Annotated in this window: 16 protein-coding genes and 1 pseudogene; 7 read left to right on the top strand and 10 right to left on the bottom strand. The window is 71.3% G+C overall.

Going from position 1 to position 18,723, the window contains the following annotated elements:
• Nucleotides 1–40: 40 nt before the first annotated feature.
• Nucleotides 41–2,533 carry a helix-turn-helix domain-containing protein gene (locus AB0D44_RS30275; protein ID WP_362596762.1) on the top strand — a complete coding sequence of 831 codons (2,493 nt, stop codon included), beginning with the start codon at nucleotides 41–43 and terminating at the stop codon, nucleotides 2,531–2,533.
• Nucleotides 2,534–2,536: 3 nt separating this feature from the next.
• Nucleotides 2,537–3,091, top strand: coding sequence for an XRE family transcriptional regulator (locus AB0D44_RS30270; RefSeq protein ID WP_362596759.1), 555 nt, complete (start codon nucleotides 2,537–2,539; stop codon nucleotides 3,089–3,091).
• 194 nt (nucleotides 3,092–3,285) lie between these two features.
• Here the strand turns inward: AB0D44_RS30270 and AB0D44_RS30265 are convergent, their stop codons facing one another.
• From AB0D44_RS30265 to AB0D44_RS30250, 4 genes are all read right to left on the bottom strand, one after another.
• Nucleotides 3,286–3,663, bottom strand: a complete 378-nt coding sequence (locus AB0D44_RS30265; RefSeq protein WP_362596756.1) for a DUF6009 family protein — start codon at nucleotides 3,661–3,663, stop codon at nucleotides 3,286–3,288.
• Nucleotides 3,664–3,843: 180 nt separating this feature from the next.
• The gene (locus AB0D44_RS30260; RefSeq protein WP_362596753.1) at nucleotides 3,844–5,427 is read right to left on the bottom strand and encodes a phage/plasmid primase, P4 family; all 1,584 of its coding nucleotides are present in this window, start codon (nucleotides 5,425–5,427) and stop codon (nucleotides 3,844–3,846) included.
• Nucleotides 5,424–6,467, bottom strand: coding sequence for a bifunctional DNA primase/polymerase (locus AB0D44_RS30255; protein WP_362596797.1), 1,044 nt, complete (start codon nucleotides 6,465–6,467; stop codon nucleotides 5,424–5,426). The genes AB0D44_RS30260 and AB0D44_RS30255 overlap by 4 nt, the downstream gene beginning before the upstream one ends.
• A 1,126-nt stretch (nucleotides 6,468–7,593) precedes the next feature.
• Nucleotides 7,594–8,577, bottom strand: a complete 984-nt coding sequence (locus AB0D44_RS30250; RefSeq protein ID WP_362596750.1) for an NAD-dependent epimerase/dehydratase family protein — start codon at nucleotides 8,575–8,577, stop codon at nucleotides 7,594–7,596.
• Nucleotides 8,578–8,844: 267 nt separating this feature from the next.
• On the opposite strand from AB0D44_RS30250, the gene AB0D44_RS30245 reads away from it, so the two are divergent.
• A complete protein-coding gene (locus AB0D44_RS30245) occupies nucleotides 8,845–9,618 on the top strand; it encodes an SDR family oxidoreductase (RefSeq protein WP_362596747.1) in 774 nt (257 codons plus the stop codon).
• Nucleotides 9,619–9,685: 67 nt separating this feature from the next.
• On the opposite strand, the gene AB0D44_RS30240 is transcribed toward AB0D44_RS30245, so the two are convergent.
• Both AB0D44_RS30240 and AB0D44_RS30235 read right to left on the bottom strand, forming a co-directional pair.
• Nucleotides 9,686–11,242, bottom strand: coding sequence for an alpha/beta hydrolase (locus AB0D44_RS30240; protein WP_362596744.1), 1,557 nt, complete (start codon nucleotides 11,240–11,242; stop codon nucleotides 9,686–9,688).
• A 225-nt stretch (nucleotides 11,243–11,467) separates the two neighbouring features.
• Complete coding sequence (locus tag AB0D44_RS30235) at nucleotides 11,468–11,686, bottom strand: hypothetical protein (protein WP_362596742.1); 219 nt, start codon at nucleotides 11,684–11,686, stop codon at nucleotides 11,468–11,470.
• Between the two features lie 205 nt (nucleotides 11,687–11,891).
• Between AB0D44_RS30235 and AB0D44_RS30230 the strand changes: the two genes are divergently transcribed.
• Nucleotides 11,892–12,071 carry a hypothetical protein gene (locus AB0D44_RS30230; RefSeq protein ID WP_362596739.1) on the top strand — a complete coding sequence of 60 codons (180 nt, stop codon included), beginning with the start codon at nucleotides 11,892–11,894 and terminating at the stop codon, nucleotides 12,069–12,071.
• A gap of 117 nt (nucleotides 12,072–12,188) precedes the next feature.
• On the opposite strand, the gene AB0D44_RS30225 is transcribed toward AB0D44_RS30230, so the two are convergent.
• Nucleotides 12,189–12,719: a MarR family transcriptional regulator gene (locus AB0D44_RS30225; RefSeq protein ID WP_362596736.1), complete on the bottom strand. Its 531-nt coding sequence runs from the start codon at nucleotides 12,717–12,719 to the stop codon at nucleotides 12,189–12,191.
• A gap of 97 nt (nucleotides 12,720–12,816) precedes the next feature.
• Between AB0D44_RS30225 and AB0D44_RS30220 the strand changes: the two genes are divergently transcribed.
• Complete coding sequence (locus AB0D44_RS30220) at nucleotides 12,817–14,127, top strand: SgcJ/EcaC family oxidoreductase (protein WP_362596733.1); 1,311 nt, start codon at nucleotides 12,817–12,819, stop codon at nucleotides 14,125–14,127.
• Between the two features lie 194 nt (nucleotides 14,128–14,321).
• Nucleotides 14,322–14,510 carry a hypothetical protein gene (locus AB0D44_RS30215; RefSeq protein WP_362596730.1) on the top strand — a complete coding sequence of 63 codons (189 nt, stop codon included), beginning with the start codon at nucleotides 14,322–14,324 and terminating at the stop codon, nucleotides 14,508–14,510.
• A gap of 658 nt (nucleotides 14,511–15,168) precedes the next feature.
• On the opposite strand, the gene AB0D44_RS30210 is transcribed toward AB0D44_RS30215, so the two are convergent.
• Nucleotides 15,169–15,696: a 2'-5' RNA ligase family protein gene (locus tag AB0D44_RS30210; RefSeq protein WP_362596727.1), complete on the bottom strand. Its 528-nt coding sequence runs from the start codon at nucleotides 15,694–15,696 to the stop codon at nucleotides 15,169–15,171.
• 471 nt (nucleotides 15,697–16,167) lie between these two features.
• On the opposite strand from AB0D44_RS30210, the pseudogene AB0D44_RS30205 reads away from it, so the two are divergent.
• Nucleotides 16,168–16,293, top strand: a pseudogene (locus AB0D44_RS30205) (ATP-binding protein); the annotation flags it as partial.
• 57 nt (nucleotides 16,294–16,350) lie between these two features.
• On the opposite strand, the gene AB0D44_RS30200 reads toward AB0D44_RS30205, so the two are convergent.
• Nucleotides 16,351–16,743, bottom strand: coding sequence for a nuclear transport factor 2 family protein (locus AB0D44_RS30200; RefSeq protein ID WP_362596724.1), 393 nt, complete (start codon nucleotides 16,741–16,743; stop codon nucleotides 16,351–16,353).
• 1,775 nt (nucleotides 16,744–18,518) lie between these two features.
• The coding region (locus AB0D44_RS30195) for a hypothetical protein (protein WP_362596721.1) at nucleotides 18,519–18,723 on the bottom strand (205 nt) is incomplete at its 5' end.

Raw genomic sequence — 18,723 nt, 5'->3', positions numbered from 1 at the left:
TCAGCGGTGCGATTCACATAGGCTGCACCCGGAGGTAGCCATGCCGAACGAACAAGAGAGCCTCTTCGCAGCGGTCGACGCCCTGCTCGAGGAAGCCGCCCAGGACCCGCTCCCGCACCCGGACGAGCGCAAGCGCCTCCGCGAGGCCGCCGGCCTGAGCCAGGACCAGATCGCCAAGGCCCTGCTGGTCCGTCGCGAAACGGTCACCTCCTGGGAAACCGGCCGCACCTCCCCCCGCCCCCCCAAGCGTGCGGCCTACGCCCGCCTCCTGGAGGGCCTCGCCACCCTCCACCCCGTTAACGGCGTTAACGCCGTTAACGCCGAACTCCCCCCCGACGGCGGCGCCCTCCCGCAACCCCCCGCCCCCCTTAACGCCGTTAACGCCGTTAACGCCGCATCCCCCACCGACAGCGGGACCCCCTCCCACCCCCCCGCCCCCCTTAACGGCGTTAACGCCGTTAACGCTGCGGCCCCCGAGCCCCGCACCCCCCTCCCGAGCGTTAACGCCGTTAACGGCGTTAACGCCGAAGCCTCCCCGGCGCTCGCACCCGCCCTCCTCCCCGACCGCACCCACCCCGAGGCCCCCACCCCCACACCGCCGGTCGCCACACCGCCGGTCGCCACACCACGTCCCGAGCCTGCGCCCGACCCCCACCCGACCACCCCACCGAGCACCGCAACGCCGCCCCCGCCGGCCCGCGCCGCAGGCACCGGGCCCGCCCCCGCGGGCCACGCCTCCCCCCACCCGGGGTCTGGGGCGGAGCCCCAGTTTCGGGAAGGGGCGGGTAGGGGAACAGCGCCGCAGGCCCGCACCCGCACCCCCCGCCCCACGACTCCGGCCACCCCCCACCCCACGCCCCCGGCAGGGAACGGCCCCCTCGCCGTACTCGACGGCACCGGCCAAGCCCACACCACCGGCGGCCTCGTCCTCGACCACCCCACCGAGGATCTCCCCGCCCTCATCGCCTGGGCCCTCGGCCCGCACGCGAACCTCCGCTCCCCACGCCTCCACCGCAACGGCAGGGACGGCGACCCCCTCCTCGTCCTCACCGCCGCCGCCGTGGAACGGCTGGGCCTGCCCCTCACCCTCGAAGACCGCCGCGGGCTCCGCCTCCCCGACGACCACCCGGCCATCCGCCGGCTCACGAAGGCCAAGTGGCAGCTCACCCGCCGCGGCTTCGGTCCCTGGGCCCGCATCTACCGCCCCGCCACCCCCACCACCGGCCGCCAGTGCGTCCAGCTCGCGGTCCTCCCCTGGGGCGCCCTCGACCCCCGCGCCTGGGGCGAGGACACCGCCGACCTCCCGGCCCCCGAACTCGCCGCGCTCCTCACCACCTACGCCACCCGCGTCCTCACCCCCCGCGGCTCGACCGCCGTCACCGGCCTCGAGCTCATGACGGCCCTGCGCCCCCCCACCCGGGCCGCCCGCAACCCCGTGACGAACGCCTGGGAATCCGCCCCCGTCGCCGGCTCCCTCACCCACCCCGTCGACCCCGCTCCCCCGGAAGCCCCCGACGAGCACCCCGTGGTCGCAGCCCTCTACCCCCGCTCGCACCAGCGCACCCCGGACGAGGTCCTCGACGAGGAGGCGTACGACTGGATCCGCGACCCGGAGCTCCTCACCGACGCCGAGTGCGCCCGCACCCACGCCGTCGGCATCGACGTGAACATGGCCTTCGCCGCGGCCGCGAACCGCCTCACCGTCGGCCTGGGCCCCGCCACGCACCGTACGAACCCCCGCTTCGACCCGAAGACCCCCGGCTGCTGGCTGGCCGACCTCTCCTCCCTCACCCTCGACCCCCGGCTCCCGAGCCCCTTCACGCCCCACGGCAAGCCCCCGACCGGCCCCGCCTGGTACGCCACCCCGACCCTCGCCTACGCGCAGGAACTCGGCCACGAGGTCCGCCCCGCCGAGGCCTGGCTCCGCCTCGACCACGGCCCGTACCTCGACGCCTGGTACACCCGCCTGCGCGACGCCTACATGGCCACGATGGCCGACCTCGGCATCACCCCGGCCCTCACGGAGGACGAGTTCCTCCAGGCGATGGCGGCCCGGTCGGAGCACCACAGCCCCGTCCCCGCAGCGGTCCTCTCGGCGATCAAGTCCACCGTCAAGGGCGGTATCGGCAAGCTCCGCGAACGCCCCCAGGGCGCCGGCTACCGCCCCGGCGAGCGCTGGCCCGCCCTCGAACGTCCCACCTGGCGTCCCGACATCCGTGCCGCGGTCATCGCCACGGCCCGCGTCAACATGCACCGCAAGATGAACAAGCTCGCCACCACGGCGGGCCTGCACCCCATCGCGGTCCTCTCGGACTGCGCCGTCTACCTCTCCGACGGCCCCAGTCCCCTCGACTTCCTCCCCCGCACTCCCGAGGGCAAGCCCCTCCCCGGAGGCTTCCGCCTCGGCGTCAGCCCCGGCATGGTCAAGCACGAGGGCACCCAGAGCCTCCTCTGGGCCGTCCAGATGCTCGACGAACACCTCAACCCCGCCCGCCACATCAAGGGCCACGACGCAGCGGCAGACGGCGAGTAACCCATGTCCGACATCGCAGACAGCCTGACCAAGGCCGACGCACTGCACTTCACCCGCCCGATCCCCAAGTCCGCGGGCGCCCAGATGCGCTTCCTGGTCACACGCCTGAAGAGCACCAAAGCCGTCGCCACGACGCTCGGCATCTCCCAGCGGACGGTCGAGCGCTACGTCAAGAACCAGATCAGGCAGCCCAAGCCGGAGCTCGCCGCCCGCCTGGAGAGCGAGGTGCGCAACCGCTGGCAGCCGCTCGTCCGCAAGCGCGCCCGCGCCAAGGCCTCGACCACCACGGGCCTGGTCATCGAAACCCGCGCCCGCTTCGGCTTCACCGCCGCCCCCGGCACCACCGACGACGGCCGCATGCGCCGCATCACCCAGCACCTCCCCCCGGAGTACGCAGCCCGCCTCTTCGCCGCCCAGGAGGCCGGCGCCGCCGAACCCCAGCTGCGCCGGATCACGGCCGAGGCACTCCAGGAGATCTACTTCAAGGACAACGGCGCCCGCGCGACGAGCCTCCTGGTCGAGTTCACGGACATCGACTACGTCGACTTCGCCTTCTGACCCCCGCGAGAGGACCGGAGGCGGAGGACCCCAAGGGACTCAAGGGACTCAAGGGACCGAATTTCGCCATTACCTTCGAACGTTTCCAGCCACAGGAGCCCCAGGTACCAGAGGGACCCAAGTGACCGAAAGAAGCAACTAACCGAAGGACCGACGACCGGGGGCCCGGAAGCCCCGAAGCCCCGAAGCCCGAATCAGGCCACGGTGGGCGTGGACAACCCCCGCTGCGAGCGTTCGGTCTTCCTCCCCACCTGCCTGGGCTCGATCGTGCGCGGGTCGACGGCCTCGCCCGGCGCGCCCTCCCGGTACAGGCCGTCGGGCTCGGCGTCCCGGTCGTGCGGCAACAGGTAGAAGACGCGCCGCTTCTGCAGACCGCTGTCCGGATCCGCCTCCGCGGTGTCACCGAGCTCGGTGAAGCCGATCATGCGCCCGTCACGGTGGTAGCGCGGCTTCCCCCGGCGGCGGGGGGTCTTGTCCAGGGCCTGGCGTACGTAGTCGAGCTCTTCCGGATCCTCCAGCCACACCACTTTGTCCTCGTGGGCGAGATCGCTTGCTGTCAGTAGCGAGCTCATGGCCTGGGTCCTTCCTCGTTCACGTCGGCCCTTCCGGGCCCCTGGTTCCTCCACGCCGCGAACGGCGCCGATTCCGGTATGCGGCAGGGGCCTGCGGGCCACAGCCGGCTGGTGGGTCTGTTCATCGTCCTTGTCCATCGTAGGCGTGCCCGCCCCGGGGCGGCGGCACACGTCGGCCAGTCAGGTCGCGCTCGCCCTGTTCGCCTCGCGCGGCGGCTGTTCCTCGTCGGCCAGGAGGGCCAGCCCGGGATAGAACTTCTGCCCGTTCGAACGGAGCATCTCATTGGGCGAGGCGACGCCGACCTCGGCCCGGATGCGCGTGGCGAACGCGCGGGTGGTCGCGGGACGCAGGCCCTCGCCGTCGAGACACCAGGCACTGTAGGCGCGGTAGAGGGCCCCCTGTTCGACCTTGAGGTCACGAGGATCGGGCAGATCCGCCCCCGTGGTGCAGCATTCGGCGAGGAACCGCCCGATGTGGTCCTCGGTCGTGGCGTACGCCTGGGTGGCCGTGCGCACCACGCTGGGCCCGGTCAGCGCCGGCTTGGTGGCGAGGTACGCCTTGGCCCCCTGGATCATCCAGTGGAGGATGCCGGGCCCCTCCTCCTGGACGAGGGCCTCCGCCAGGTTGTCGATCTTGCGGTGGTCGGGGACGACCTTCTCGAAGGGGATCAGCCGGATCCGCCGCCAGAAGGCGTGGCCGCCGGTGCCGACCTCCGGGCGGTGGTTGCCCAGCAGCCACAGCTTGTGCGTCGGCTCGAAGCTGAAGAAGTCCTGCCGCATGCGGCGGGCCTTCAGCCGGTCGCCACCCGTCAGCAGCTTGACGCGGGCCTCGTCGAACTTGTCGTGCGGCTTCAGCTCGCTGCAGACGAACAGGCGCCGGCCGTGCAGCTCCGTCAGCTCGGTGGAGTGCTCGTTGAACTTGCCGCGTTCCATGAGGAAGCCGGGCGGGGCCACGTCCGCGTAATCGCCGAGGATCTTGATGACGACGTCCAGGAGGGCCGACTTGCCGTTGGCGCCGACGCCGTAGAGGAAGGGCAGGACCTGGCCGCCGACGTCGCCGGTGATGGAGTAGCCGAGCAGGAGATGAAGAAAGTTGATCATCTCCTTGCCCTTGTCGTCGTCGCCGAACGTCTGGTGCAGGAACAGGTGGAACCTCGGCGTGGCCATGGCCTCCGGCGCCAGGTGCGTGGACCGGGAGTGCAGGTCCCGCGTGGGGTCGGGCTTGTGCAGATCGCCCGTGCGCAGGTCCACGACACCGGCCGGTGTGCACAGGGCGTACTTGTCGCCGTCCAGGGTGTCGGGGTCCAGGGCGAGCTCGGGCGACGCCTTCGCCTGGGTGAGCATGGCCTTCACGCCCGAGGTGGACATGGCGCGCTTGCGGTGGTTGGCCAGCTCCCGGTCGGTGAACAGGCCGCGCGGATCGTGGGTGGGCAAGTCCTCGGCCATGTCCCCGGCCGCCCAGATCGCGGCCTTCTCCCCGCCGGTGCGCTTCCACCGGTACTCGTCCCACACGTACCAGCCCAGTCCCTCCACGTGCCGGAAGCGGTCGTGGTGGAGGTGGGCGAACAGCTTGGCGTTGCCGCGGTCGGTGAGGTTCTGCAGCAGGCCGGACGAGATGTAGTCGGTTCCGGTGGCGGCCGCCACCGGAACTCCGCTCTGCTGCGCGGGCAGCCGCCGTGCGGGGGCGGCGGCGTCCGGGGTGAACGCGGCGAGCTGTTCCGCCGCGGCCTGGGCGTTGAACCCCGTGCTTCCGGCGTTGCTCATGGGCGTTCCTTGGGGTGGATCGGTCGGTCGCTTCCGGCCCGGAGCCCTGCTTCGACGATGAGGACGTTCCGGCGCGGCTGGTGGGGTCGTGCGTGCTCCGCGGCTTCCAGGAGCAGGTGCCTGCACTCCCCGGCGGTGAGGTGGCCCGCGGCGACCAGCCCCCCGGCCGTGAAGGCGGCCCGGTTGAGCTTCTCGCTGAAGGCGGTCCCCTCGGGACGGGCCGCGCAGGCCCGTACGTCGTCCAGCAGGGAGCCGAGCACCCGCTCCCCGGCCTGTCGGGGCCGGGGCCCCTGCGGGCGCCCCCCAGAGGCCTCCACGGGCCCCACAGGCGCCTCTGCGGGCCTCACAGGGGCCGTTGGGACGCTGTGCCCGGTGCGGGAGAGTTCGGCGGCGAGCCACAGCGGCAGGGCCGCCGGCAGCCGGGCGCCGGGCAGCGCTTCGTAGACGCCCGCGGCCGTGCGTGTCGTCGGCGCCACGATGTAGCCGCCGACGGCACGGACATCGACCTGCCAGGCGAGCGCCACCTTCGAACTCGAGCCGCTGGAGCACCGGAAGCCCGGACCGTCCTGAGGCGCCCGGTACCAGATGTGCATCCCTCCGGACGGCGTGCGCACGCGCAGGGTCGACGTGTCCTCGCACGGATGGGGCCGGGAACGGTACGCCGCCAGGAGCGCCAAGGTGTCGAATCCGCTCTGCAGTCCGGTCAGGTCGACACGGTCGTCGATGGGGATGCCGGGCAGCAGCCGCTGCCGGTCGGGCAGGGCCGCCGCGTGGGCGTCGACATCGATCACCACGAGGCGGGCAGGGCCGCAGGACACGCCGATGCCGAAATCCGGCTCCGCCCGCCACCACTGCCGCAGCGTACGGAGGTCCGTGGTGGCCGCGTGGAAACCGTGGCACCAACGGCCCTGCGCATGGCACGGGCACTCCTGAGGGGGGTGCCCGATCCCACGGCAGTCAGGGCAGTTCGGGGCCGGCGTCTTGGTGCCCGGGGCCAGGGGGTGCACCGGGTAGCCGCGCGAGGCCATCCAGGTCGCCACGTCCAGCGCCGTCCCGCCACGCACACCTCGTGGCGGATGCTCGGAATAGACGGGCACTGGCTCTTCCTTGACGCGCGGTTAGGGACGGTTCCTCCTGCCCAGGGCCCTGCACCCCAGGGACCAGAGGGACTGAAGATTCACTATCTCGGAGATTACCGCAGAGCCCGCGGCACCTCGGGCTCGATATCCGCTGTATCGAGACTTGAGTCCCTTCAGTCCCTCGGTCCCCGAAGTTCTCACCCGGTACGTCCCCAAAGGTTCTTTCTTCCGCCCCCACGAACGCCCGGGCGTGTCGCGCCCTGACAGCGGCGAACGACAGCGGCGAACGACAGCGGCGAACGGCGACAGCAGCGACGCCGACGGCGGACCACCACACCGGAGCACAGCGCGACACCCGGAAGGTCCCGGCCCCTGCCGACCCACCACCCCTCCGTTCAGTCCCTGTCCCCCCACCTCCGCCCGGCGGCCGGCCGACCCGGAGCGGAAGCAGGGTCCAGGTACTGAACGCTCAGACCCTCGTTCAGTCCCTCGCTGTTCAGTCCCTGGACAAACATGCAGGTCACAGAGGTGAAAAGCAAAACGCAGGGACTGAAGGGACTCAGAATCACTACTTCCAGTCCTCATGGGCGTGTGTGTATGCGCGTACGCATATGGATCTTGCCTTGTTCATATCTGGCTCATAACTGCGAAGTTGAGTCCCTTGAGTCCCTGACGACGCGGGTGCGATGCGCTGACCTGCAGGTTTGTGCAGTGACTGAAGGGACAGGGACCGAAGGGTCCGAACCGGCCTTCAGCCCCTCGTCGGGGAGGGAGCACCGAGGGAGGGGCCGCGCCCCCCAAGAACCGGGCAGGGACTGAACAGCACCCGGATTCTCCGCCGCCGCGCCCCCGGGGTCTCCCCGGACACGCCCTCGCCCCCCGGATCCGCCCGCAAGCCCATCCCGGCGGCCGACTCGGCCCCTCCGCGGACGTGGGGCCGTGACGCTCCTCAAGGGCTTCCTCAACGCACCGGCCCCGCCGCACGGGCTGCAGCGGGGCCGATGAACGGCTTCAGGACGTACGGGGCGGGCACGGCGAGGCTGCCCCCAGGAGGACGTCGTCGACGCCCGGGAACGCCCCGGAGACCTCACAGGCGTGCCAGGTGCTCCCGGTACCAGGGCGCCGCCCCGTCCAGTCGGGCCAGCGGCCCGGGCCCGGGCGGGCAGCCCGCCGCCTCCCAGATCCCCGCGCTGTCGTACCAGTGGTCCTGTGCGAGCAGCCAGAACTGACGCGGGCTCATCGCGGAGCCCGAAGCCGCCAACCGCTCCAGGCACTCCGCCTCGGACAGGTCCCGCTCCACCGCGGGCACGATCCCCCGCCCGGCGAGCGCCCGTACCAGGGCAGCCGTGCGAACCGGCTCCGGATGGCTCGCGTGCCACACAGTCGCGCCCTGCGGGCCGTACCCGAGCGCGAGGCGGGCGACGAGGCGGGCGAGGTCGCCGACCGCCACCAGCGACAGCAGAGCCCGCCCGCCGCCCCACAGAGCCCCGGTGGCCTCCAGGAGCCGGCCCACCGCCGGCACGACCCAGCGGTCCCCCGGCCCGATCACCAGATGCGGACGCAGTACCACCGCTCCCGCGGCCAGCGCCGGCCCCTCGGCCGCCAGCCGCGTCCGGCTGGTGGCCGACACGGGCGCCGGAACGACGCCGTCCACCGGGATACCGCGGTGCGGCCCCGCGCCGTAGACGGCCGAGGTGGACAGGTGGACGATCCGTCCGACCCCGGCCCGGCGGGCCTGCTCCATCAGCGCCGCGGTTCCTTCGGTGTTGACGGCGGCGCACTGCCGCTCGTCGGAGCCGATCAGCGAAGCCAGGTGGAGGAGGACGTCCGCTCCCGCACAGCTTTCGCGCAACGATCCGGGATCGGCCAGGTCCGCCCGGACCCACTCGTCGGCGGGGCCGCCCTCCCGGGGGGCCCGCCGGCCCACCACCCGCAGGCACAGCGCCGCGGACCGCGGCTGCTGCGCCCGGATGCGGGCGAGTTCGGCCAGCACCGCCTCACCTATGAAGCCGGTGGCGCCGGTGATCACCACCCGCAGGGGCACGGCCCGCTGCGGGCGCGACTCGGTCATCAGTACACCGATCATCTCAAAAAACCGGACGACCGGAATCTTACGTCCAGAAGATCCGTAGGCTTAGTCGACAATCGGTCAGACAACCAGTCAGACAATCGGCCACGAGTTCGCCCGGACCCGCGGACCCGGTCCAGAACGGCACTTACCTTGACGCAGCCCCCCGCACCCCGGCCCCCGACACCCCGGCCCCCGACACCCCGGCCCCCGACACCCCAGCCCCCCGCCCCGGAGCAGCAGCCCCGGACCCAGGCCCCCGACGGCCCGGTGGCCCCCGACGGCCCGCTCGCCGGCAAGACCGCCCTGGTCACCGGTGCCAGCCGCGGCATAGGCCGCGGCATCGCCGAACGCCTGGCCTGCGACGGCGCGCTCGTGGTGGTCCACTACGGACAGAACAGCGCCGCGGCCGACGACGTCGTGACCTCCATACGCGCCGCCGGAGGCCGGGCCTTCCCCCTGCGGACCCGGCTCGGCGTCACCGGGGACGCCCAGGCCCTCTACGCCGCCCTCGACTCCGAACTCGCCCGGCGCGGCCTCGACCCCGGCCTCGACATCCTCGTCAACAACGCCGCCGTCAGCGGCTCGGCACGGATCCACGAGGTCACCCCGGAGCTGATCGACAAGATCTTCGCCGTCAACGTCAAGGCGCTCCTGTTCATCGTCCAAGAAGGCCTCACCCGCATGCGGGAAGGAGGCCGGATCGTCAACATCTCCTCCGCCGCCACCCGGATCGCCTACCCGAAGTCCGTCGTGTACTCCATGAGCAAGGGCGCGATGGACACCCTCACCCTGGTACTCGCCAAGGAGCTCGGCCCCCGCGGCATCACGGTCAACACCGTCTCCCCCGGCTTCATCGCGACCGACATGAACGCCAAACTCCGCACCACCCCCGAGGAAGCCGCCGACCTCGCCCGGATGTCCGTGTTCGAACGCATCGGCGAACCCGCCGACATCGCCGGCATCGTCGCCTTCCTCGCCTCCCCCGCCGCGGGGTGGATCACCGGCCAACGCCTCGACGCGTCGGGCGGCTCGCAACTCTGAGACGCCCGACAGGCCCCCCAGCCCCCCGCCCGGCGCCCGGTGCCCTCACCGCAGGACGCCCGGTGCCTCACCGCAGGACGGGGATCACATCGCGCGTCTCATCGACCTCGACGCCCGCGATGCGCGAGCCGAGCGACCCCGCAGCCGCCTCGTCCGCACAGACGGTGCCCCGGGCCGGCAGCGCCAGGGCGGCCAGGTAGTCCGTCACCAAGGCGCTGACGCACGCGCTCCGGTTGTAGGCGGTGTGTCCTTCCCCGGCGAAGGTCAGCAGCCGTCCGTTCTCCAGCGTCCCGGCGAGGGCCACGGCGTCCTGGTACGGGGTGTCCGGATCCCCGGTCGTGCCCAGCACCAGGATCGGGGCGGAACCGGCCGCCCGGTAGGAGCCCTCGAAGCGGCTCGGGCGCTCCGCCTGCCACTGGGCGCACGTCGGCGCGTGATTGTGGTCGTACGTGGGCGGCCCCAGCCCGATCGGCGGCCCCAGCAGCGGAGCTGCGGCGGCCTCGGCGCCCACCAGTGTGTCCAGGAGCAGAGGGCCGGCCGGATAGACGCGGTCGGCACACTCGACGGCCAGGTTGACCGTGAGGAAGTCGAAGGAAGCCGGTGAAGGCGGCGACAGCAGGAACGAACCCTGCCGCTGCTGGGCCGCCCGCAGCGCCTGCCCCAGTTCGGGCCAGATCACCTTCCCCGCGTTGATGTTGAACATCAGCCGGTAGGCGAGCGTGTAGCCGGTGGCCGGGCGTCCGCTCGCGGTGATGACGGGATCGGCGTCCAGCGCCCGCTTGAGCTCCTCGAAGGCCTGCCGCGGCCGGCCTTCACCGAACCCGCAGGCGGCGGCCTCCTGCGCGCACCAGTCCAGGAACCGGCCGACCGCCGCGTCCAGGGCGACGAACTGCGCGGCGTCATAGGCGTACGGCACGTCGGCGTAACGCCGCGGATCGTAGGCCCCGTCCAGCACCATGGCGCGGACCCGCCGCGGGAACTGCGCGGCGTAAACGGTGCCGACATAGCTGCCGAACGACCGCCCGTAGAACGACAGCGCCTCCTCACCGAGGGCCTGCCGCAACAGGTCGATGTCCTTGGCGTTCGAACCGGTCCCGACGAACGGCACCAGATCACCGGACCGCTGCCGGCACGCAGTGGCGAATTCCAGTCCCTGCCGGACCGCACTCCGCAGGGCTCCCGGGCCGGGCACCCCGCGCGCGGCATCGACGGCCGCGGAGTATTCCGTGTCGTTCCAGCACTCCACCTGCCCGCTGCGCTTCACGCCCCGCATGTCGTACCCGACGACGTCGAAGGCGTCCCGCAGGGAAGCGGGGAGCGCCGCGTAGCTGTTGCGGGCGAAGTCCACGCCGGAGTTCCCGGGCCCGCCGGGATGCAGCAACAGGACACCGGCGCGCCGGGCGCGGTCGCCCGCCACCCGCCGGGTGACGGCGAGCGGTATCGAAGCCCCGTCGGGCCGCCGGTAGTCCAGCGGCACCCGCGCGGTCGCACACTCGAACCCGTCCCCCGCCCCCTCGCAGGGCCCCCACGACAAGACGGGCACGACCGGAGCGCCCGGACCCGCCGCCGCACCCCGGGGCGCGGCCCCGAGCAGCACGGCGACCGCAGTCACAACGAGAACCATCCCCCACACCACTCGCGTGCGCGGCTCACCAGCTGAACGGCTGTGCATGGGGCGGCCCTCCGGTCACGAATCCTGCGCAACGCCCGCCAACGTAACGCCGCCCCGCCACCCGCGTCAGCCCACCAGGAGTTGACTCCTCCCTACAACCAGGGTGGTACCTCCCCGCCCCCCTGCGGCCCGCCTGGACCGGACGGCGGCAGGTGCGGTCGCAGACTCACCGGTGGTCTACGGCGGCGACTCGGCCCAGGTCTCGGGGCCGCCGCCACGCCACTCGACCAACTCACCGGTGAGGTCGAAGCCCTCGGCGTCCTCCATACCGGCCTCCCGCAGGAAGCCGAGGATGTCGGACGGCTGGTGGGCGACGCCGATGGACTGGCCGTCCCATCGCACGCGGCGCCAGCCGTTCTCGTCGGGCGGATAGACGACCAACCGGGGTACGGGCATGTCCCCACCCTCCGCTGCGCACCGGCCCCGGGCACCCGCTCCGGGCTGGACGAGTGAAACGGACCGGCGTGGAGGCGAAGTGGCACGGGCCGGGGTGGGAGACGACCCCTCGGTGGAAAGGGTGCGGGGTCCCGCCCGTACGATCTCGGGTGTGATCCGTCCCCTGTCAGGCCCTCCCACATGGAGGCATCCCCTGGCTGCGTTCGTGCTGACCCTCCTGACAGCCACCTGCTGGTACGGGCTGCAGCCGGTCTACCCGGACTGCGTCTTCTTCTCCAGCGAACCTCTCGGGAAGTCGCCGAGTCCGGCCGAGGCGCACCAACGCGCCATCGAGTCGGGCCAGTGCGAGCCCTCCCGCGCCCGCTGGAGCACCTGGACCGATTGACCTCCGCGGCACCCGTGGCAGGCCGGTCGCCCTGCCGAGTCCGCGCCGAGTCCGCGGGTCCGTCGCCGAAGCGGTGGCGCCGGCGCCCCGGATCCGGATCGGATGCGCGCGGGGTGCTCAGCGGCGGGCGGGGTCTTCGGCCTGGTCGCCGAGGGTGAGCAGGACGCGGCGCAGCAGACCGGTGAGCTGGTCGCGTTCGGCGGGGGTGAGCCCGGCGAGCTGGCGTTCCTCGCCGGTGAGATGGTGCTCGACGAGGCGGTTGGTCAGTTCCCGGCCGGTGTCGGTGAGGGAGATCAGCACGCGGCGGCGGTGGGCGGGATCGACGGCCCGTTCGACCAGGCCCTTTTCGAGGAGGCGGTCGATGCGGTTGGTGAGCGCCGCGGAGCTGACCATCGCGGCCGAGCTGAGCTCGCCTGCGGTCAGGACGTGCGGCGGGCCGGAACGCAGCAGCGTGGCCAGGACGTCGAACTCCCAGGGTTCGACGCCGTGGACGGCCAGGTTCTCCTTGATCCCGCGCTCGAGCAGGCGTGCGGCGCGGGAGAGGCGGCCGATCACGGCCATCGGGGAGGTGTCCAGGTCGGGTCGGACCGCGCGCCACTGTGCGGTGATGCGATCGACGCCGTCGTGCTGCGGCTGCTGTTCCGTCATGACCGCAGCCTAACACTTCGACGTAAAAATATTTGACTCCACTGAACCCTCTTGCCTATAGTTTCGACATCGAAATTTTCGACAGAGGGGGAACATCATGAAGGTCCTGCTCACCGGTGCCACCGGCTACATCGGCTCCGCCGTCACCGAACACCTCGCCGCTGCCGGCCACCACGTCGTCGCGCTCACCCGGAGCGCGGACCCCCAGCCCGGCCGGGCCTGGCATGCCCAGCTGGTCGGCGACACCGCCGACCCGGCCTCGCTGGCCGGCGCAGTGACCCCCGAGATCGAGGCCGTGATTCACCTGGCTCCCCCGAGCGGCGACGCCGACGTCGACACCGCCGTCATCGAGGCGCTCGCCACTCCGCTGCGCGGCACCGGCCGCCCCTTCGTCTACACCAGCGGCGTCTGGGTACTCGGCGCCACCGGCGATGCCCGGGAAGTGGGCGAGCAAGCCCCCACCAACCCCATCGACATCGTCGGCTACCGCCCGCGCATCGAGCAGCGGGTCCTTGCCGAGGTCGCCGAGGGTGTGCGCGCGGTCGTCGTCCGGCCCGGCATCGTGTACGGCCGCGGCGGCGGCATCCCCGCCATCCTGGTCGACCGTGCCCGCAGCCAGGGAATGCCCGAGTACTACGGCGAGCAGGACGTGCGCTGGCCGACCGTCCACGTGGACGACCTGGCAGAGCTGTTCGTGGCCGCCATCGAGCGGGCCGAAGCCGGCACCGTCTGGCACGGCGTCGGGGACTCGGCCGTTCCGGTCCGTGACCTCGCCCGCGCCGCCGGCCGCGCAGCCGGAGTACTCGCCGCCCCGCGCGCGATCCCGGTGGATCAGGCCGCCCACGTCTTCGGCCCGCTCTTCGCGGACGCCCTCGCCCTCGACCAGAGCGTCAGCGGCGCCGCCGCCCGCGCCACCCTCGGCTGGCGGCCGGACCGGCCGGGCCCGGTGGCCGAGCTGGTGTCCGGCTCGTACCGGCCGGTCGAGGTCTTCGGCGCCCCCGACGGTCCGCAGACCGATGCCGAGGTGGCCGCGATCCGCCGCCTGGTAGCCGAGGTCGAACACGCCCAGCAGAACGAGCTGGTCGACCGGTTCCTCGGCGTCTTCCGGCAGGAAGACCCGGTGTGGACCACCGCGCACGGCGAGCGGCTGTCGGGCTTCGAGGACATCGCGACCTTCACCCGGAAGGTACTGCCCGGTGCGGCGGCCGAGTCCACCGCCGTCTACGACGTGGAGCGCGTACTGTTCCTGCGGCCCGACATCGCCGCGGTGAACCTCCGCCAGCAGCCGGTCCGCCACGACGGCACCCGGATCGCCGACCGCCCCGAGGGCCGCCCGTTGTACATCCTGGCCAAGGACCACGGCACCTGGCGCATCGCCGCCGCCCAGAACACCGTCGCGATCGCCTGACCTCAGACTCACCAGGGGCCGTGCGGCGCCGGGTACGCCGCCGCCGCCATCGAAGCCGGCGTGGTCTCGACGAGGACGGGGGTCCTGTCGAGACCACGCCCCGCCAGGACGCACCTGGCACTACGGTCGTCCCTGTCGAAGAGATGAGTGAGGGGTCAGTGGTGGGGGATATGGCATGGCGCATCGCAACCGCGGTGCTGGGCACTTGGGGCGTGCTGATCGTCCTCTTCCTCGCCCCGTCGCCGCTGCCGGAGTCCTGGCGCTATTACATCTACTCGCCCGCGAGTGTGGGCCTGTGGATGCTCGCCATGCTCGTCTCGCCCTTCGTGATCTGCGTGGCCAAGTGGGAGTGGATCAAAAAGGGGAAACAGCACGACCAATAGCCGCCCCTGACAGGCCGGCGCGCCGGCAAGCGCGGATGCAGTCCACCCGGCGGGCAACGCCGAAACGTGCCGCATCGGGGGCAGCCGCGTCCCGCTTCGACGATCGTTCGAGTCGCCGTTGTCGTGATCCGGCTGACGCGAGAGGACGCGGACACCGTCGACGTTGACGTCGACGGCCAGGGCACGGCCAGCGACGCCAAGCCCGTCCAGAACCAGGACACCCGCCGCAGCTCAAGGTCACCTACACGAAGTGAATCGGGTTTGATCGCCAACGGTCGCCGGGAGCCCGGGGCCCTCGCCCGCGCCCCGGCTGCCGTCGGTCGACCTCCCGCCCTCCTCCCAACCCCCGTCGACCAGCGCGGCGACCGGGCCAACCGTGGCGTCGTAGGACTCCTCGCGTCGGTGGCTTTCGCACCGTCCGCGTGCCACCTGACCGTGCAGGTCTTTAGGGCCGGCGGGACGTCGTCCATGGGTCTCTCAGCGAACCCGGCCGCCGTGGCGGCGGCCTCCGTCTCCCTCTTCCCCGCCGCGACGTCCAAGCTGCCGCCCGAAGCCGCCTTCGCCTGCCCAGAGCCGCTGGCTGACGGTGTGTCACTGCCACGGCCCCACCGGCGGCCACGGCCACCCCCCTCACCTTGCGCGGACTGGAGAAGGGCGTTCACGCCCTGTCCGGGCAGCTGAGCGGCGCGGTGAACCGCGAATGCCAGCCTCCTTCAGTCAGCGCCACCAGCTGGACGGCCGCCGCCCGGGTGCGCAGCGGCAGCAGGCTGTCGATCGCAGCGCGGACACGAGCGGTAGCCATCGGGCTGTCCGCACCCATGGCAACCGTGACATGGGCGCTGGGCCGGTCCCCGAAGCGGCCCCCGTACGGGCGCAACTCGGGCCACCGGGCGCGGAACGCATCGACGATCGGTTGGAGTCCCGGAACGGTGACGGCGACGAAGCCGGACGCCGTTACGACCTCCTCCAAGAGCAGATCGGCTACGCAAAAACCCGCCGCCAGGGAACGGACGCCCTCCTCGTCCTGACCTGTCAGTGCCGATTCCGGCACGAACGGGTAGAGGAGCGAGACGTGCGCCGGCACCCCGCCACGCACCAGAGCCGGGTCGATACGCCACGCCGCATCCAGGAGCGGGGCGGCATCGGGCAAGGCAATGACGACGGCAGTGGTCCCTGGCTGTGGCACGCCGTCATCATCGCAGGCCAGTCCGCTACCGCGCCGGTTCACCAGCGTGCGGGGTGCTGAGCTGGGTTTCTTGAGTCTGACGGGCGTTGTGTGACCTTCGGCGGGCGTTGGTGGTAAAGAACTCCTTCGCCTTCACCCGTGCCAGGGTGGGGTCGCGACCTCGTAGCGTGTGATGGCGCGGGATTACGCGCTGCTGCGCACGCCGTTCCACTCGGCGCTGCGACAGCGAGCTCCTCCGCCTAGACCTGTGCGACGTCCCTCCGGGGCTGGGCCCCTCGGGCAAGCTGCATGTGCGGTTCGGGAAAGCCGCGAACACCCCGGGGCCACGCCAGGCGGGCGCCGAAGCCGGATGGGCTGGACCGGATCCTGGCTCGGTACCTGGCCGATGCCCGCCCGAGGGTCGCGGTTGGGCCGGGTGGCAGCAGCAACTCTTGTGAGGGAACAAGTGCCAGCCCCAGATGGATTCACTCGATCATGTCCAAGACGCTGGTCACCGCCGCCGTTGACCGGCTCCTCTACCACGCTCACATCGTGCTCACCGAAGGCTTCAGCCTTCGGCTGGCCCGGGCCACGACCGGCCGGGGTGTCGTTCGCCTGAGCCCGTTCAGTGTGACTCAACTGCTTCCCAGCAGCCTGAGATCTCCCGCCGTGTTTCTACGACCAGAATTCGTCCCACGCGGGCGGGTCGGCAGTGAGCATCCGGCCATCGGTGATCATGCCGTCGGCAATGTGGAAGACGATGGCGTAATCCATGTCGAGCTGCTTGCCTTCACGTGACGCCGTGACATGGAGCAAGGCGACTGTGTGGTCGTCGTTGGCGAGGACATCCTTGAACTGTGGGCGGTAGGTGCCGCCTGTCAGCTGGAACTCTCGGCCGAACAGCGCGAATGTGTCCTCGCGCCCCTGGTAGTCCCCTGCCAGTGGATTCCTGCCCGCGATGTGCCAGACCACATCGGGGTGGAAGACCTCCGCCAGTGCATTCATGTCGCCGGCGGTGAAGGCGTCCAGAGCGCGGTGAAACACGGCGATGTGCGGGTGATCGGTCATCGGGACCTCCTGTGGTCTCCCCGGCAACGTACGTGGCGCGACGCCCCGCAGCTCAGTGGCGTTCGGCCATTGGGCCGAACGCAGACAGAGGGGTAGCGGTATCCGCTCCGAGGACGCTTGCCCTGGAGGGCGGCACCTGTCGTGCACGGTCGGCTGTACCTACCTGTGGCCGGACAGGGAGATCAACTCTCCGCCCGCAAGGATCTCAAAAGCCCGCTCACCCGGATGACCTGCTGTCCGTGGGCAGGGGTGAAACTGTCTGCGCTTGCCGTCCTGTGTACGGCCTCGACTGTGCTCTCGGAGACCTGCTCGTCGTGCACCCCACCATGACGGGCACTGCGGCCCTGGCTGCGATGCCGGCAGGGCCGCGGACACCGGAGCCGGAGCCCCGAGCTGCACCGGCGAAGGCCGCGCTGGCGTTCCCACCGGATCGCTGCTCCGCCCTGATCGCACCCGTCTCCGTTCGCCTACGAACCTGGACTGCATTGCATGGCTGCGTCCGTTCCCGACGCTGTCCGGGGATGTACGAAACTGTGCTGGCTGCGCCCGGGCACTGGCCGCTGCGCCTGGTGCTCGCGCACGTGTGCGGGCTGTGTGTGGGGGGCAGGCGTGCGACGGTGGAGACCTGCGCGGGGTGCCGCCGTCGCGCCGCAGACTGGTCTGCGCCCGGTCCGTGCCGGCGCTGCGGCCACCGCCGGATTCTCGAACGGGCGCGAGGAACATGTTCAACTGACTTGCCTCTTCGATGCCTGTTCCCCGTCCGAGTCACTGAGCTCGGGGCTGTGGCCCGAGTGCCGTTGCAGGGGGTTCAGCGTGGGCTGGTAACAACGACTGAGGCTCTGTCCTGCGCGATGGTGATAGGAGGGCATGAGCAGTTGGGCACGGCAGAGGTGGACGCCCCTACGTGGCAGGCAGCCACGGTTCACCAGGCTGAGCCAGTGACCGTGGCCGAGGCCCGCGTGGCGGCCGGTAGCTGGTAGTGCTGCGCGATGCCTGGGAGTAGCCCTGCTGGCCTCCGGTCCTTGCCGCAGCGCTCAGCCTGCCGGGGGAGGTCCCTGCCGGTCTTGGCCCTGATCGGCACCGATGGCAGGTGACGCTTACGCCTAAGAACCATTCCGCGCCGCCACTCCACACGCTTACGTGCTCCGCTGTGATTGCAGCCGATCAGAACCCGTGGGAGACCTTCGGCAGGCCTCGGATGGCGGGATCACCTATTGGTCTGACCGGTTCGGCTTCGTTTCTGCGGGAGAGCCTCTCGCCGGGCGGCTGGCTGCTCAGATGTCAGCGATCCGCCCCCCAGTGCGGCTGGGAAGGGCCGCCACGGCAGAGAGGCTGTTCGGTTCGTGCACCGACTGGAACAGCTTGCTTCCAGCCCTGTGTGGCCGGTGCTTCGTGAGTTCACATCGAAGAAGGTGTCCTGGGAGCTGCCACCGGACAGTGCTTGGGAGCTGAAGTCGGGGCTCGTGCTGTCGTGGGATGTGGTCGCTGCGTAGAAGCAGAGGAGCGGGACGAGCAAGCAAAGCGTGCCGAGCTGGACAGATGGGCGAGTCAGGGAGTCGTCTGGCGGGGGCTCGTCCTGGGTTGCTGCCACTGCCCGATCTACGAATTCTACCGCTCGCTGAGATCACTCGAGCCTGCTCGTGCCGGCGATGCGGTGGTGAGACCAGCCTGATCCAGGGGCGGTGGAAGTCGCCGATTACCGGGCCGAGCTGGTCCTACGAACTGCATCCGTGATGGGCGTCGTGTGATGTGCACTGGGTGTAGGTCGTCGGCTTTCACTGGTGCTGGGCTGGGGTGCGGCGGTACTGGAGTGTCGTTTTGCTGGTGAAGGCTGTTGTCGTTTGGTGTGTGGGGTGCTTGTCGCCCCTGTGGGTGGGTGTGGCGGTGAGGTTGTTCCGGTTTGGCGGACATCCGGAGATCTGGGCGCGTGCCCGGGAAGGGATGTCCATGATGGAGAACATGGCGAACAGGAAGCCGCGC

Source organism: Streptomyces sp. NPDC048349 (genome assembly GCF_040651925.1).
Classification (GTDB): Bacteria; Actinomycetota; Actinomycetes; order Streptomycetales; family Streptomycetaceae; genus Streptomyces.
The sequence above is the reverse complement of the archived record's forward strand: the minus strand, read 5'-3'. Positions and strand labels throughout refer to the sequence as shown.

Coding starts and splice junctions, on each gene's coding strand:
- AB0D44_RS30275 (WP_362596762.1), top strand. CDS start 41: ATGCCGAACGAACAAGAGAGCCTCTTCGCAGCGGTCGACGCCCTGCTC.
- AB0D44_RS30270 (WP_362596759.1), top strand. CDS start 2,537: ATGTCCGACATCGCAGACAGCCTGACCAAGGCCGACGCACTGCACTTC.
- AB0D44_RS30265 (WP_362596756.1), bottom strand. CDS start 3,663: ATGAGCTCGCTACTGACAGCAAGCGATCTCGCCCACGAGGACAAAGTG.
- AB0D44_RS30260 (WP_362596753.1), bottom strand. CDS start 5,427: ATGAGCAACGCCGGAAGCACGGGGTTCAACGCCCAGGCCGCGGCGGAA.
- AB0D44_RS30250 (WP_362596750.1), bottom strand. CDS start 8,577: ATGACCGAGTCGCGCCCGCAGCGGGCCGTGCCCCTGCGGGTGGTGATC.
- AB0D44_RS30240 (WP_362596744.1), bottom strand. CDS start 11,242: ATGGTTCTCGTTGTGACTGCGGTCGCCGTGCTGCTCGGGGCCGCGCCC.
- AB0D44_RS30235 (WP_362596742.1), bottom strand. CDS start 11,686: ATGCCCGTACCCCGGTTGGTCGTCTATCCGCCCGACGAGAACGGCTGG.
- AB0D44_RS30225 (WP_362596736.1), bottom strand. CDS start 12,719: ATGACGGAACAGCAGCCGCAGCACGACGGCGTCGATCGCATCACCGCA.
- AB0D44_RS30220 (WP_362596733.1), top strand. CDS start 12,817: ATGAAGGTCCTGCTCACCGGTGCCACCGGCTACATCGGCTCCGCCGTC.
- AB0D44_RS30200 (WP_362596724.1), bottom strand. CDS start 16,743: ATGACCGATCACCCGCACATCGCCGTGTTTCACCGCGCTCTGGACGCC.